Source organism: Streptomyces luteoverticillatus (genome assembly GCF_003970715.1).
GTDB classification, from domain to species: Bacteria; Actinomycetota; Actinomycetes; order Streptomycetales; family Streptomycetaceae; genus Streptomyces; species Streptomyces abikoensis.
The window spans coordinates 828,338-842,013 of record NZ_CP034587.1 but is presented as its reverse complement, the minus strand read 5'-3'; the positions used below and the strand labels follow the sequence as shown (position 1 = coordinate 842,013).

Genomic DNA, 13,676 nt, shown 5'->3' with positions numbered 1-13,676 from the left:
ATGGCGCGAGCTTCCGGGGACCCCCACTCCACAACTGGTCCCGCCCCCGGCCGCTGGGCGATGCTGGCCGTGCTGTGCGCCAGCCTGCTGCTGGTCGCCATGGACGCCACCATCCTCAACGTCGCCCTGCCCTCGCTGATCGACGACCTCCGGCCCGGCCCGCTGGAGCAGTTGTGGATCATCGACATCTATGGGCTGATCCTGGGCGGCCTCCTCGTCACCACCGGCGCGGTCGGCGACCGGTGGGGCCGCAAGCGGCTCTTCCTCGTCGGCTTCGTGCTCTTCGGCGTCGCCTCCGTCCTCGCCGCGACCGCGCACAGCTCGTTCCAGCTGATCGGTGGCCGGGTGCTGCTCGGGCTGGGCGGCGCCATGGTGATGCCCTCGACGCTCTCCCTCATCCGGAACATCTTCACCGACGCCCGGGAACGGGCCCTGGCCATCGGCGTGTGGGCCGCCGTGGCCGGGGCGGGCGCCTGTGTGGGGCCGCTGGTGGGCGGGTTCCTCGTCGAGCACTTCGAGTGGCAGGCGGCGTTCTGGGTGAACGTCCCGGTCGTCGTTGTGACGGTCGCCGTGGGCGTGCGGCTGCTGCCGGAGTACCGCGCTCCGCACCCCGGGGGTCTCGACTGGCCCGGCGCGGGCCTGTCGATCGTCGGCATCGTGGCCCTCGCCTGGGGCATCAAGCACGTCGCCAAGGGCAGCCCCAACCCCTCGGACGTGGGCGCCCTCGTCCTCGGCGTGGCCCTGCTCGCCCTGTTCGCCTGGCACCAACTACGGCTCGAGGACCCGCTGCTGGACGTCCGGCTGTTCCGCGAGGGCCCGTTCCTCGCGGCAGCGCTGGCCACCCTCCTCGCCATGCTCGCCATCGGGGCCGCGCTGTTCCTCATCTCGCTGTGGCTCCAGTACGTCCACGGCTACTCGCCCTCGGAGGCCGGACTGCGCACCCTGCCCTCGGCCCTTGCCATGCTGGTCGGCTCGCTGAGCTCGCCCTGGCTGATGCACCACGCCGGGGTGCGCGCCGTGCTGGCCACCGGACTGGGCGCCCTGGCCGCCGGGTTCCTGCTCCTCGCGCTGGCCCCGGAGCCGACCACCTACCCGGTCGTCGCCGTCGTCCTGGCCGGGCTCGGCCTCGGCGACGGGCTGGCCATCACCGCCTCGGCGTCCGTCCTCGTCTCCGCCGTCCCGGCGGAACGGGCCGGGCAGGCCGGCGCGGTCTCCGAGACCGCCTACGAGCTCGGCGTCGGCCTGGGCGTGGCCCTGCTCGGCAGCATCCACGGCGCCGTCTTCTCCCACCGGATGACGGACCGGACGGCGAACCTGCCGCTGCGCGGGCACGACCTCGACACCGCGCGCGGTTCCGTCGGCGGCGCGGCGGACGTGGCGCGGCAGGTGGGCGGGGACACGGGACGGCGGGTGCTGACGGCCGCGCGGGGCGCCTTCGACCACGCGCTGACCACCACCGCCTACGTCTCGGCGGGCATCGTCGTCGCCGTGACCCTGCTGACCGTGTTCATGGTCCCGCGCGGCTTCAAGGTGACGGGCGGCGGCCACTGAACGCCGGCCGCCCGCCGCCCGGATCAAGGCCGGATCAAGGCCGGATCAGGACCGGGTCAGGCCCGGATCACGGAATGATGCGCAGCTGCGTCACACCGGTCGACCGCCGGACGCCCTCCGGGGTCAGGCACGCCAGCGGAAGCCCCTGGGCCGGTGCCACCTCGACGAACCGTTCCGCCTCCGCGCCCTTGTCGCGCCCGGCGACGACCACGCCCTTGAGCATCACCGTGTTGACGCCGAGGACCCGCTCGGCGTTGCCGACGGGGTAGGAGATCTCCGACACCGAGCCGTCCCCGTACCGCAGGACCTCGTGCCCCGCGGGCGCGTGGAGTCCGAGACAAGTGGATTCCGGGGACCGGCCGTTGGCGGATCCGGTGGCCGCGATCGTGTGCCCCGGGCGGTCGGAGCAGGTGTACGCGGTGGCCGCCCGGATGCCGACCGACTGCGGCGTGAGCGTCAGGCCCGGACTGTACGTCGTGCTCTCCCGCCCCTGGCACGTGACCGGCCCGTGGCCCCCGTGGCCCCCGTGGGCGCCGTGGTCGTCGTGGGCCCCGGCCGCCGGAGCGGCCCAGCCCAGGCAGGAGGCGATCAGCGCCAGTGAGACCGACGCGACCCCGATGCCACGCTTTCCGAACATGCCGTACCCCTTCGAGAAGCCTCGACGCACCCGGACGGGCGCGTTCCGGCCCTCTCTACCCCCGCCGGCCACGGGAACCACCCGGCACCGCCCGGCTCCCGCAGCACCCCCGGCCCGCCCGCGCCACAGCGCGCGCACCCCGGCGCGGCGCGCTCAACCGGTGCGCAGGAGCGGCAGCGACGCGCCCGCCGTCGTGCCCCGCAACGCCGCGTGGACGGCGAGCAGCACCCCGGCGGTGCCCGTCGCCAGGTCCATCGACAGCCGCAGCAACCCGTCCATCGGGAACGCCAGCCGCCCCTGGAACCGCACCGCGTGCAGCCCCAGCCCGCGCAGCTGGGCCTCGCGCGCGTCCGCCGGGCCGCCGAGGTGGACGAGCGCGTAGAGCAGCCCGGCGTGGCCCTCGAAGAGGCCCGAGGACAGCAGCAGTTCCGCTCCCAGCCCGGCGCGGATCCGGTCCCGCAGCCCGGCGAAGTGCGGGTCCTCGCGGTGCCGCAGGTACTCGTGGAGGGCGATGGCCACACCGGCGCCGCCCCCGCCCAGCGTGGTCAGCCGGCGCCGCCCCGCGCGCACATGGACGTGCCGGCCCGGGGACACCCCGCAGTGCGCGAGGTCGCGGGCGAGCGCGGCCTCCGCCCACCGCAGCCAGCGGTCCTCGCCCGTCTCGGCGAAGAGCCGGCTGAACAGCAGGGCCGGCCCCGACCAGCCCCGCATCAGCCCCGCCGCCGGGACCGGCGCGAGAACGTCCTCGCAGAGGCCGCGCGCCAGCCGCTCCGCCAGCCGGGCCGCCGCCCGCAGGTCCCCGAAGTGGGCGAAGGCCAGGCCGATCCCGGCGAGCCCGCCGAACAGCCCCGCCCCACAGCCGCGCAGGTCGAACGCCGCCAGCCGGGCCAGGGCCGCCCGCGCCTGCTGCGGGCGCCCGAGCTCGTCGAGGACGTAGGCCACGCCCGCGAGCCCGTCGTACAGCCCCGGCCGGGGCCAGTCCGCCCGCTCGGCCGCCCGGGCCAGCCAGTCCACGTATCCCTCGAAGCGCGCGCCGCCGCCGTGCCCGGTGCGGTGCAGCGCGTGCAGCACGCCCGCCGCGCCGTACGCCAGCGCCGCGCCCTGCCCGTCGAACTGCCGGACGTCACCGGGGAAGAGCCGGTCCGCCCGCTCCGGGGTGGCGCTGCGCACGACGGCGTCGCACAGGGAGCCGAGGACCTCGTCCCAGGTACCGGTCGGCCCGGCCGCCGCGCCCGGCCACGTGGGCGCGGGCGGCGGCGCGGGGTCCGGGGGCGGGGCGAGACCGGCGCGCAGCCGCTCGCCGTAGCCGGGCGGGAGGGGGAAGCGGTCCTCCACGTGCCGGATCAACTGCTCGTGCTTGCGCGGGTCGAAGCGCAGCAGCTCGGTGAGCGGGCAGAAGACCGCGAGCCGCATGCAGTCCAGCGCGTAGGCGTCGACCGCCGGCCCCGTACGCGCCCAGGGAGCCGTGAAGCCCGCCGTGCCCAGCGCCGGGGTGAAGTTCTCGTCCATCCCGAAGGACGTCTCGAAGTCGACGAGGCAGACGCTGCCGTCCGGCCGGACCAGCACATTGCCCGGCTGTAGGTCCCCGAAGACCACGCCCCGCCCGTGGAGGGCCGCTATCGCCTCCTCGAGGCGGGTGACGACCGCGCACGCCCAGTCGGTGTACGCGGCCAGCTCCGCGCGGCTCGCGCCCGGCCGGAAGAGGGGGTGGCGGCGGCCCATGGCCTCCTCCAGCCGTTCCCCTCGACGAACTCCTCGACGAGGAAGTGGTGTTCCCAGTGACGCGTCCGGGCGAGCACCCGTGGTACGCAGCCGAGTCCCGCGAGGCGTTCCAGCACGGCGTGCTCGCGCCCCAGCCGGGCCACCGCGTCCATGCCGTTGTCGTCGACCCCCGCGTACGGCCGGGCCTCGCGCAGCACCACGCGCCGCCCGGTGCCGGGGGCGAGAGCGCGGTAGACGCCGCCGCTGTTGGAGAACCGCAGGGCCTTCTCCACCCGGTAGGGGAAGCCACCGGCGCCGTCCGCCCGAGCGGCGCGGATCCGCCCGGCGACGAACGGCGGCACGCCCGCCCACGGCGGCACCTTGAACGCGGCCCCGCGCACATCGGGCACCGCCCTGCCGTCCGGCCGGACGACGGCGGGCACGTACTCGCCGTCGCCGGAGAAGCAGAACCGTGGCGTGAAACCCCCGTAGCGCAGGTACAACGGCCCCTCGCCCCAGCGCAGATCGCTGAGGATATAGGGGCCCTTGACGCCCCGTAAGAGGGTGGACAGCTCCTCGAGCGCGCGCTCCAGGAGCTCCTCGGAGCGCGGGTAGACGGTGACGAGCTTGCCGCCCGCCGAGCGCGGGGCCCGCTTGCTGTTGACGAGGGCCAGCAGGGTGCGGCTGCGCAGGAACTTGAAGCCGATGCCGCGCGCGACGCAGTACTCCCAGACCGTGGCGACCGCCCGGGAGGCCTCCTCGGCGGTCGCCGAGACGTGGATCTTCCAGCCCTGCGGCGGCAGCCGCGCGTCCCGGGGCCGCAGCATCACCCAGCCGTCGCGTTCGGCGCGCCGCCACCCCGGCGGGGCCGGGCGGGCGGCGTGGGCGAAGCGGACGGCGGTGTCCTCCACGCGCTCAGGGGCGTCCACGAAGAGGGGGTCGGCGACGAGGTGGCCTTGAGCGAGCATGCCGTGCTCCTCCGGTGCCATGTCGGGCCTCGCGATTCCGGCGGGCCGGCCGTCGCCGTGCGGTGCGGCGGCCGGCTCGCCGTCCTCCGAGGGCGGCTCAGACCTGTCCGAGGGTGCTTTGGTAGCTGTTGCTACACGGCCACTGGGCGGGGGTCTCCTCCTCCAGCTCCTGCAGCTCCAGGATCTCCGACACGTCGTTCACCTCCCTCCCGGGCGGGTGGTACGGCCACGGGACGGGGGTCGAGGAAGGGCAGCACGGGCCCGGTCGCCCCGAACGCCGAGCCCAGCGCGAGCAGCACACCGGCGGCGCCCGTCGCCAGGTCCGCCGACAGCCGCAGCATCCGGAACCCGGGGAACGCCAGGTGCCCCCGGTAGGCCTGGGCGTACCAGGACAGCCGGCGGATCTGCCCGCCGAGCGCCGTGCCTGTCACCGGCTCGCCGAGCGCCGCGAGCACGGCCACCGACCCGGCCCGGCCGCGCAGCAGGCCCGCGTTGCGCACGTACACGGCGTCGCAGGTGAGCCGGAGCGAGGTCAGCACGGCGGCCAGCCGGGGGTCGGGCCGGTACCGCAGCAGGTCGCGCAGGACGAACGCGAGCCCGGTGCTGCCCCCGTGGAGGTACGGCAGGTTGGCCGTGCCGTCGAAGAGGGTGAGCATCCCGTCGGGGAGGGTGCGCAGCCGCACCAGGTCGTGGCGCAGGGCGCGCCCGGCGAGGCCGAGGAGGGAGGCGTCGCCGGTGTGTTCGTACAGCCGCAGGAAGAGCAGGGCCGCTCCCGTCGCGCCGTGCAGCAGCCCGTAGGGGGCGGGGCGGCCCGGCGGGGCGGGCGGGGGGCCGTCCTCGACGGCGCGGCCGAGCTCGCCCGCGAGGCCCAGCGCGCGGGTCAGGAGCGCGGGGTCCCCGGTGGCGCCGGCGAAGTGGAGCAGGGTCAGGGCGATGCCGGCCCGGCCGGCGGCCAGGCCCGCGTCGGGCACCGCGTCGCGCTCCGGCGGGCAGAGGCCGAGGACGTCGAGGGCCTCCGCGCGCAGGCCGAGCGCGTCGAGGACGAACGCGACGCCGTGAAGGCCCTCGTGGAGGCCGGGCGCGGGCTCGGGGTCGCGCCGCACGGCGTCCAGGAGCCACGCGGTGTACTCCTCGGGAACCCGCGCCCCGGTCCGGTGCAGCGCGTACAGGACCCCGGCCGCGCCGTGGGCGAGCCCGGGGCCGCCCAGCTCCCCGGTCCCGGTGGGGCCGCCGGGGAAGAGCCGGTCGGCGCGGTCCGGGGTGGCGGTGGCGTGGATGCCCCGGACGAGGGAGTCGCGGATCGCCGGCCAGTCGGGCCGGTCCGCCGCCAGCAGCGCGCCCGCCCGGTCGTCCTCGGCCGGGTGGCCCTCGGGCCACAGCCCCGTCAGCAGCCCGGCGCCGAACCCCCGGGGGACCGGGTAGTGCCGCTCGATCGCGGCGGTGAGGGTGTGGAGCTTGCCCGGGCCGCGGTGGGGGACCGGCAGGAAAAGCCACAGGCGCAGCCGGTCCAGCAGATGGCGCAGGGCGTCGGGGGCCGTAAGGCCGGGCGGTGCGGCGAAGCCGGGGTCGCCGGTGGCGGGGGCCCGGTCGTCCCCGGCGTCCGTGAGCGTGCCGAGCCCGACGAGCGCCACCCGCCCGTCCGGCCGCACGACGATGTTCTCCGGCCGGAGTTCGCCGAGGCGCAGTCCGTGGGCGTACAGGGCGTGCAGGGCCCGCTCGGTCCGGTCCACGACGTCCAGGGCCCAGGCGGTGTAGGGGGCGGCCTCCCGCGCGGCGCGCTCCCGCGAGGTGAGCGGGAAGGCGTCGGCGGCGGCCCGCAGCAGCGAGGTCCCCTCGATGAACTCCTCGGCGAGAAAGCGGTGTTCGGCGTGGGTGAGGTGGCCGAGGACGCGCGGTACGCAGTCCAGGCCCACCAGGCGCTCGCGCGCGGCCCGCTCCCGGTCGAGCCGGGTGACGGCGTCCTCGCCGCGCTCGTCGAGCCCGGCGTACGGCCGGGCCTCGCGCAGGACGACGCGCTCGCCGGTGCGCTTGTCGACCGCGAGGTAGGTGCCGCCGCCGTGGGACCTGCCGAGCGCCCGCTCGGCCCGGTAGGGGAAGCCGCCCGCCGGCCGGGCGCGCAGCGCCTCCAGGTCGGCCCGCAGCGGCTCGGGCAGCGGTACCCCGCCCGGCGGGGCGAAGACGGTCCGGTCGCCGGGCCGGGGCAGGCCCTCCGGGCCGGGCGGGCCGTGGCTGACGTACAGCGGGCCGGGCCCGTGCCGCAGCGCGCCCGCCACGTACGCGCCGGGCAGCCCGGCGAGGAGGACGCCGAGTTCTTCGAGGCTCCGGGTGAGCGTCGCGCCGTCGCCCGCGTGGACGGTGATCAGCCGGTTGCCCGGCAGCGGTTCGGCGCGGTGGCCGCACAGTTCCCGTGCGGTGGCGCGGCTGCGGACGAAGTCGAAGGGCAGGGCGTGGGCCACGCAGTGCCCCCAGACGATCTCGACGGCCCGGGCGAGCTCCGGCAGCGCCACCGACACATGGATCCGCCAGCCCGCCCCGGGCGCCGCCGGACCGGGCCGCAGGGTGATCCACCAGCCGGACTCGCCCCGCTGCCAGCCCCTCGGCGGCTCCCGGCGGGCCGCCGCGAACCTCTCGTGGTCGTCCGGGTAGCGCTCGGGCACCTCGTAGAAGACGGGGTCGGCGAGGCAGAAGCGGTCGTAGTCCTTGAGCGTCAGCACGGCGCGTCCCTTTCGGGGCGAGGACTGCGGGGGTCAGTGGGCGAGGGCGCTGAACTCCGGGGGATTCGTACGGATCGCGCGGCGGTCGATACGGGAACGGACCTCTGGGGAGCCGAAGTGATAGTCCATGCGGCGCACGGCCGCCGCCCAGTCCTGCATGGTGCGCACCGCCGACAGCGTTTCCACGACAAAGGGATCGCTGAGCCGGGAGACGCCCCGGTGCCACAGATCGAGCGGCGATTCCTGGAGAATGTTTCCCACCGTGCCCTCGTACACGGGCAGCGCTCTGACATCACCGTCCGGTTCGATCTGCATCACCAGTGTGTCGACGCCACTGGCGAAACGATCCGGGCGCATCACGAGGTTCTGATTGTCGGTGGTGAAGACCCGTACCCCGGCCGGTGCGAGCCGCTGGAGCCGGGCCCGCCGCCCGTCACTGGTCAACTCGGCGACCTGGGTGTCGTCGAGGAGTTCGAAGCGGCAGAATTCCGGGCGGCTGGCGAGCCCTTCGGGCACCGCCGCGTTGAAGGTGAGCGTGCGCAATTCCGGGAAGCGCGGGGCGATGGCCGTGCAGAATTCCTCGAGTTGCGGGAAATTACTGCGCACGACGACGCAGTCGATGCCGAACCACAGCGGCGCGCGCCCCCGCCGGGCGCGCTCCCGGGCGACCCCGTCGAGCAGGGTGAGGGCGCTCAGCGCCCGGTCGAAGGAGCCGCGCCGGCCGCGGATCCGGTCGTGGACCTGGGCCGTCGCCCCGTCGAGGCTCACGATCACCTCGTCGAACACCGAACCGAGTTCGGCCGCCATCCAGGGTTCCATGATCCAGCCGCTGGTGTAGACGGCGGTGCGCACCCCGGCCCGCGAGAGCCGGCCCGCGACCTCGAAGATCCCCTTGACGACGAGGGGTTCCCCGCCGGAGAGCGCCACCACCCGGGGATTCAGCGAGATCAGGGCGTCGGCGACCCGCAGCATGTCCTCGTGGCTCAATTGCCGCGGTGCCCGCCTGCCGGACTCCGAATAGCAGTGCGAGCAACGCAGGGGACAGGCATAGGTGGTGTCCCAGACGACCACCTCGGGACCGGAAGACACGCTCATGGTTCCCTTTCGGCTTTCCTTGAATCGCAGAATCGCACAGTCGATCGTCCTACCGGGACCGCCGAGGGCCGGGTAAAGGGCGTATATACCGAGTCTGCCGCGCCGGGACCGCCGTGCGTACCCCGGAATCCTCCGATCTCACTGGGGGTTTTCCGCTATACGCGCCGAACGGGATCGTCTGGACTGGCACCTGGGCGCCCCCGATAATGTCGCGCGTGAGGGGTGCATGTGAGGGGTAACGGCCGTGCGATACAGGTCGCCGCGTTCTCCGGCGGGCTGTGCCTGCTGTGGGCGGTGACCACCGGAGCGTTTCTGCTGCGGAACAACACCGTCACCCTGCCGTGGATCCTCGGTTCCGTCCTCCCGTGCTACTGCGCCGGCCTGTTCGCGTGGTGGCACGCCCCCGCGAGCCCGGTCGCCCGCCGGCTGCTGCTGATCGGCGCGGCGCTGGCGGTGAGCATCGGCATCCGCTGTACCTCCGCGCTGCTGACGACCTCGTTCGGCTGGGACCTCACCGCGCCCGAGAACGGCCTGCCGTCCCTGACGGCGTCCTGCCTCGTCCTGCCCACCGAGTGGGACAACCTCGCCGTCAGTATCCTCGTCGTCCACCTGCTCGCCCTGCTGCCCGACGGCCGCCCCCGGTTCCGCTACGAACGCCCCGTGCTGCGCTCGCTGTGGGCGCTGCTGGCCCTGCCGTTCCTCCTGCCGCTGGCGGGCGTGCCCACGCGCGTCGTGGAGTACGTGGTCTTCTACTACCCCGAGGCCTGGCTGCCCGGCGTGGGCGCCGCGCTGCTGGTGCTGCGCGCCCTGCGCGCGCGGGCCGCCGGGGACCGGGACCTCGCCGGGGTGCTGCCCGTCGCCGCCGCGGCCACCGTCCTCTTCCTCGGCCGGGGCGCCTCGCGGCTGTTCCGGCCCTGGCACGGCGAGACGGGCGTCCTCTACCTCGTCGGCTCGGCGCTCGGCGCCCTGCCCTATGTGCTGATCTCCCTGTCCGTCGTCTACGCCGCCTTCCGCTACCGGCTCCTGGGCGTCGACATCGTCATCCGCCGCTCGGTCGTCTACGGCACCCTGTGGCTGATCATCAGCGGCTGGTACCTGGGCATGGCGATGACGCTCGGGCTGACGGCCGGCCAGTACTTCCCCATCGGGCTGTCCGTGCTGGTCGCGGTCACCGCGACCGCCCTGTTCCAGCCCGTGCGGGAGCGGCTGAACCGGCTCGCCCAGCGGCGGGTCTTCGGCGAGCGGCTCAGCGGCTTCGAACTGCTCGTCCAGTTCGGCAGCGCCCTCGAACACGCCTACGACCTCAGCCGGTTGGCGCCCCAGCTCGCGGCCGGCCTCCAGCAGGGGCTCACCCTGAGCTGGACCCGCGTCCGGCTCGGCGGCGGGGACCTGCCCGTCCACCTGGGCACGGCCGGCGAACCCCCCGGCCGGGGCCGCCCGGCCGGCCCCGGGGGCGGCTTCCCGCTGCGCTACGGCGACGACGTCCTCGGCCTGATCGAGTACGGGCCCAAGGCCGAGGGCCGCTTCACCCCCGAGGACCACGACCTGGTGGAGACCCTGGCCCGGCAGGCGGCCCTCGCCGTCCACAACGCGCGCCTGGCCGCCGAACTCTCCACCCGCGTCCTGGAGGTGCAGCGCCAGGCGGGCGAGCTGGACGCCTCCCGCGCGCGGATCGTCCACGCCCAGGACAGCGAACGCCGCCGCATCGAACGGCGGCTGCACGACGGCATCCAGCAGGACCTCGTGGCCCTCGTCGCCAAACTGCGCCTGGCCCGCAACCGGCTGGGCCGCGGGGGCGACGTCGACGCCGTGCTGACCGAGGTGCAGGACGACGCCTACCGCGTCATCGACGAGCTGCGCGAGGTCGCCCACGGCATCCACCCGCCCGTCCTCACCGACCAGGGACTGGTCGCGGCCGTCACCTCCCGGGCCCGGCGGATGCCGATCCCCGTCACCGTGCGCGTCGACGAGTCCCTGGACCGGGTGCGCTTCGCCCTGGAGATCGAGGAGTCGGCGTTCTACCTGGTCTCGGAGGCGCTGACGAACGTCCTCAAGCACGCCCGGGCCGGCCGGGTGACGATCGGCATATCGCGCGCGGACGGCTGGCTGGTGGTGGAGGTCGTCGACGACGGCGTGGGCTTCCCCTGCGACACCACCGGGGGCTCGGGGCTGACGGGCATGCGGGACCGCATCGAGGCGGTCGGCGGGGACCTGCGGATCACCAGCCGTGCCGGTGGCGGCACCACGATCCGCTCCCGGCTGGCCGAGAGGCTCAGAGAAGAGGAGACCGTTGACTGAGGTGACGGAGGGACCGATGCGCGTCGTCATCGCCGAGGACCACTACCTGGTGCGCGAGGGCACCCGCCGGCTGCTGGAGGACACCGGCGACATCTCCGTCGTCTCGGCGGTCGGCGACGCGGCGGAGCTCCTCGACGCCGTCGAGGAGCTCCGCCCCGAGGCGGTCATCGCCGACATCCGCATGCCGCCCGGCCACCACACCGAGGGCATCACCGCCGCCCACGCCATCCGCGCCGGCCACCCCGGCATCGGCGTCGTCATGCTCTCCCAGCACGCCGACGAGAACTACGCCTTCGACCTGTTCCGGCGCGGCACCGACGGCCTCGCCTACCTCCTCAAGGAACGCATCGGCGAGCTCGACGAACTGCTGCGCGCCCTGCGCGAGGTGGCGGCGGGCCGCTCCGTCGTCGACCCCCGCATCGTCGAGGTCCTGATGGGCAGCCACACCCGCGCGGCCGACGCCCCGCTGGCCTGCCTGACCCGCCGCGAGCTCGACGTCCTGCGGCACATGGCCGAGGGCAAGACCAACCGCGCCATCGCCGCGGAGCTCGTCCTGTCGGAATCGACGATCGAGAAGCACGTCAACTCCACGTTCGCCAAACTCGGCCTCGCGGAGGAGCCCCAGCTGCACCGGCGCGTCAGCGCCGTCCTCGCCTATCTGCGGCACGCGCCACGGGGGCCCGCTACCCCCGCAGGTCCTCCCAGGTGACGACCGGGCTCCCCGCGCGCAGGCTGTAGTCCATCGCGGGGTCCCGCACCGGCCACTTCAGCCGGAGCCAGCCCGGGATCGTCGCCGGGATGCCGTCGTCGGCCGCCAGGTGCCAGAAGGTGTTGGAGTCCCGGCGGGCGAAGTACGGGCAGAGGAAGGAGACGACGACCGTCACCCGGCGGCCCCGCGTCACCGGGGTGACGGCGTGGTAGATCCGGCTGCCGTGGAGGAACAGTGCCGCCCCGCGCTCCCCGCAGGGCGCCTCCCGGATCCGGGGATCGCCCTGCCGGGCGCCGGTGAACTCGTCCACGCGGCCCAGGAAGTAGTGGAAGCGCCCGCCGTCGTAGTCCTCGTAGCCGTTGAGCTGGAGGGTGAGGACGTGGTCCATGCCGTCGTGGTGCCACTTGACGATGTCGGCGCGGCCGTCGGCCTCGAAGTAGTTGATCTGCACGGTGGGGATCCGCAGCGGATGCGGGATCAGGGGCACCCCCGCAAGCCGGGAACAGGCCAGCAGGAAGCCCTTGTCCCGGATCATGTTGTTGATGAACGCCGACATCAGATCGGCGTTGCGCACCCGGCGGGTGGTGATGAACCGGGCGGTGCCGGCCGAGCTCTCCAGCCGGTCGCACACCTCGGTCAGACAGGCCAGGCCGTCCGGCGTGAGGAGCCGCACCGGCCCGACGAGCGCCGTGTCGTCCACCGCGCCGTAGCCGCGGCTGAGCTCGTGGGAGGCGTAGCCGAAGTCCTGGAGCCCCAGGCGCGGCCCCTGGGCGTCCCGCGCCACGAACTCGGCGCGCCAGCGGGGCTCGCCCGGCAGCCCGGCGGCGCGCCGGGGCTTCCGGCCGCGCAGGGCGTGGAGGACCTGGTCGAACCCGGTGGCCATCTTCGGGTGGTTGAGAGGGCGGGGTCTGTGTCGGGTCGTCACCATGAGCCGATTGCAGCGCCGCGTGCGGCGCGCGGCAAGGGAGGTGTTCCCGCCACGGCTCCCGCCGTGACCGGCCCTTCCTTGCTTCTATTGCGAAAACGTGAATGCCTCCTTTCATTTCCAGGCGAAGTGGCGTTGAGCGCCTACGATCATCGGCACAGCAAGCCCCGTACGTTCTTTCGTGGAATGAGCTCCGATGAGAATCTCCCTCTCCCGCCGCCGCGCCGCCGCGGCCTCCGTCGCCGCCGCCCTCACGCTCCTGCTGTCGGCCTGCGGCATGTCGGACGCGGCCGGCGGCGACCGGGTGCGCATCGGGGTCAACGGCGCCGACCCGGAGTGGGACGTCCTCGCCGAGGAGGCCAAGAAGGAGGGCATCGACGTCAAGATCGTCAACTTCGACGACTACCAGCTGCCCAACAGGGCCCTGGCCGACGGCGACATCGAACTGAACGCCTTCCAGCACCTGGCGTTCCTCTCCGAGTTCAACAAGCGGAACCGCACCGACATCGTGCCCGTCACCTCCACCTCCGTGGCACCGATGGGCCTGTACTCGCTCAAGCACAAGAAGGTGGAGGACATCCCCGACGGCGCCCGCGTCGCGATCCCCAACGACCCCTCCAACCAGGGACGGGCCCTGCTCGTCCTCCGCCAGGCCAAGCTCATCGGCCTCAAGGACAAGGCCGGCATCCACGGCACGCCCGACGACATCACCGACAACCCCAAGCACCTGAAGATCACACCGGTCGACGCCCAGCAGACCCCGCGCGCCCTCAAGGACACCGCCGCGTCCGTCATCAACGCGGGAGTCGCCGAACTGGCCGGTTACAAGGTCGAGCAGGCCGTCTTCCACGACGACCCCGAGAGCGCCGTCGCCCGCCCCTACGTCAACGTCATCGCCGCCCGCGCGAAGGACAAGGACAACAAGAACATCCGGAAGATCGTCGAGCTCTACCGCTCGCGCACGGTGCAGGAGGCCGTCAGGAAATCGGCCCACGGCGCCCGGTACGTCCTCGACATCCCCCAGGGCGAGCTCCGCCACGAGCTCGACCGCCTCACCCGCCAGGACCGGGGCTGAACC

Annotated in this window: 10 protein-coding genes; 4 read left to right on the top strand and 6 right to left on the bottom strand. The window is 74.2% G+C overall.

Translation table 11 applies throughout. The features are described from left to right. Positions 1 to 1,551 (top strand): MFS transporter, encoded by a 1,551-nt coding sequence (locus tag EKH77_RS03430; RefSeq protein WP_240667201.1) that lies wholly within the window; start codon positions 1 to 3, stop codon positions 1,549 to 1,551. A 67-nt stretch (positions 1,552 to 1,618) separates the two neighbouring features. Here the strand turns inward: EKH77_RS03430 and EKH77_RS03425 are convergent, their stop codons facing one another. From EKH77_RS03425 to EKH77_RS03405, 5 genes are all read right to left on the bottom strand, one after another. Then, positions 1,619 to 2,188 (bottom strand): hypothetical protein, encoded by a 570-nt coding sequence (locus EKH77_RS03425; protein ID WP_126912957.1) that lies wholly within the window; start codon positions 2,186 to 2,188, stop codon positions 1,619 to 1,621. Between the two features lie 153 nt (positions 2,189 to 2,341). Further along, positions 2,342 to 3,910, bottom strand: a complete 1,569-nt coding sequence (locus EKH77_RS03420) for a protein kinase/lanthionine synthetase C family protein (protein ID WP_126912956.1) — start codon at positions 3,908 to 3,910, stop codon at positions 2,342 to 2,344. Then, the gene (locus EKH77_RS03415) at positions 3,805 to 4,857 is read right to left on the bottom strand and encodes a hypothetical protein (RefSeq protein WP_126912955.1); all 1,053 of its coding nucleotides are present in this window, start codon (positions 4,855 to 4,857) and stop codon (positions 3,805 to 3,807) included. The genes EKH77_RS03420 and EKH77_RS03415 overlap by 106 nt, the downstream gene beginning before the upstream one ends. 131 nt (positions 4,858 to 4,988) lie before the next feature. Beyond that, a complete protein-coding gene (gene lanKC / locus EKH77_RS03410) occupies positions 4,989 to 7,571 on the bottom strand; it encodes a class III lanthionine synthetase LanKC (protein ID WP_126912954.1) in 2,583 nt (860 codons plus the stop codon). A gap of 33 nt (positions 7,572 to 7,604) precedes the next feature. Next, a complete protein-coding gene (locus EKH77_RS03405) occupies positions 7,605 to 8,666 on the bottom strand; it encodes a radical SAM protein (protein ID WP_126912953.1) in 1,062 nt (353 codons plus the stop codon). Between the two features lie 228 nt (positions 8,667 to 8,894). Between EKH77_RS03405 and EKH77_RS03400 the strand changes: the two genes are divergently transcribed. Continuing rightward, positions 8,895 to 10,964, top strand: a complete 2,070-nt coding sequence (locus EKH77_RS03400) for a GAF domain-containing sensor histidine kinase (protein WP_126912952.1) — start codon at positions 8,895 to 8,897, stop codon at positions 10,962 to 10,964. Positions 10,965 to 10,980: 16 nt separating this feature from the next. Then, positions 10,981 to 11,673 (top strand): response regulator, encoded by a 693-nt coding sequence (locus tag EKH77_RS03395; RefSeq protein ID WP_126917855.1) that lies wholly within the window; start codon positions 10,981 to 10,983, stop codon positions 11,671 to 11,673. Here the strand turns inward: EKH77_RS03395 and EKH77_RS03390 are convergent. After that, positions 11,648 to 12,601, bottom strand: coding sequence for a 2OG-Fe(II) oxygenase (locus EKH77_RS03390; protein ID WP_126912951.1), 954 nt, complete (start codon positions 12,599 to 12,601; stop codon positions 11,648 to 11,650). The two genes, EKH77_RS03395 and EKH77_RS03390, sit on opposite strands and share 26 nt — an antisense overlap. Before the next feature lie 193 nt (positions 12,602 to 12,794). On the opposite strand from EKH77_RS03390, the gene EKH77_RS03385 reads away from it, so the two are divergent. Then, positions 12,795 to 13,673 carry a MetQ/NlpA family ABC transporter substrate-binding protein gene (locus tag EKH77_RS03385; protein WP_126912950.1) on the top strand — a complete coding sequence of 293 codons (879 nt, stop codon included), beginning with the start codon at positions 12,795 to 12,797 and terminating at the stop codon, positions 13,671 to 13,673. Positions 13,674 to 13,676 lie beyond the last annotated feature (3 nt).

What these genes read in the sequence shown, in the direction of transcription:
- EKH77_RS03420 (WP_126912956.1), bottom strand. Translation starts at nt 3,910, where the DNA reads ATGGGCCGCCGCCACCCCCTCTTCCGGCCGGGCGCGAGCCGCGCGGAG.
- EKH77_RS03390 (WP_126912951.1), bottom strand. Translation starts at nt 12,601, where the DNA reads ATGGTGACGACCCGACACAGACCCCGCCCTCTCAACCACCCGAAGATG.
- EKH77_RS03395 (WP_126917855.1), top strand. Translation starts at nt 10,981, where the DNA reads ATGCGCGTCGTCATCGCCGAGGACCACTACCTGGTGCGCGAGGGCACC.
- EKH77_RS03430 (WP_240667201.1), top strand. Translation starts at nt 1, where the DNA reads ATGGCGCGAGCTTCCGGGGACCCCCACTCCACAACTGGTCCCGCCCCC.
- EKH77_RS03385 (WP_126912950.1), top strand. Translation starts at nt 12,795, where the DNA reads ATGAGAATCTCCCTCTCCCGCCGCCGCGCCGCCGCGGCCTCCGTCGCC.
- EKH77_RS03415 (WP_126912955.1), bottom strand. Translation starts at nt 4,857, where the DNA reads ATGCTCGCTCAAGGCCACCTCGTCGCCGACCCCCTCTTCGTGGACGCC.
- EKH77_RS03425 (WP_126912957.1), bottom strand. Translation starts at nt 2,188, where the DNA reads ATGTTCGGAAAGCGTGGCATCGGGGTCGCGTCGGTCTCACTGGCGCTG.
- EKH77_RS03405 (WP_126912953.1), bottom strand. Translation starts at nt 8,666, where the DNA reads ATGAGCGTGTCTTCCGGTCCCGAGGTGGTCGTCTGGGACACCACCTAT.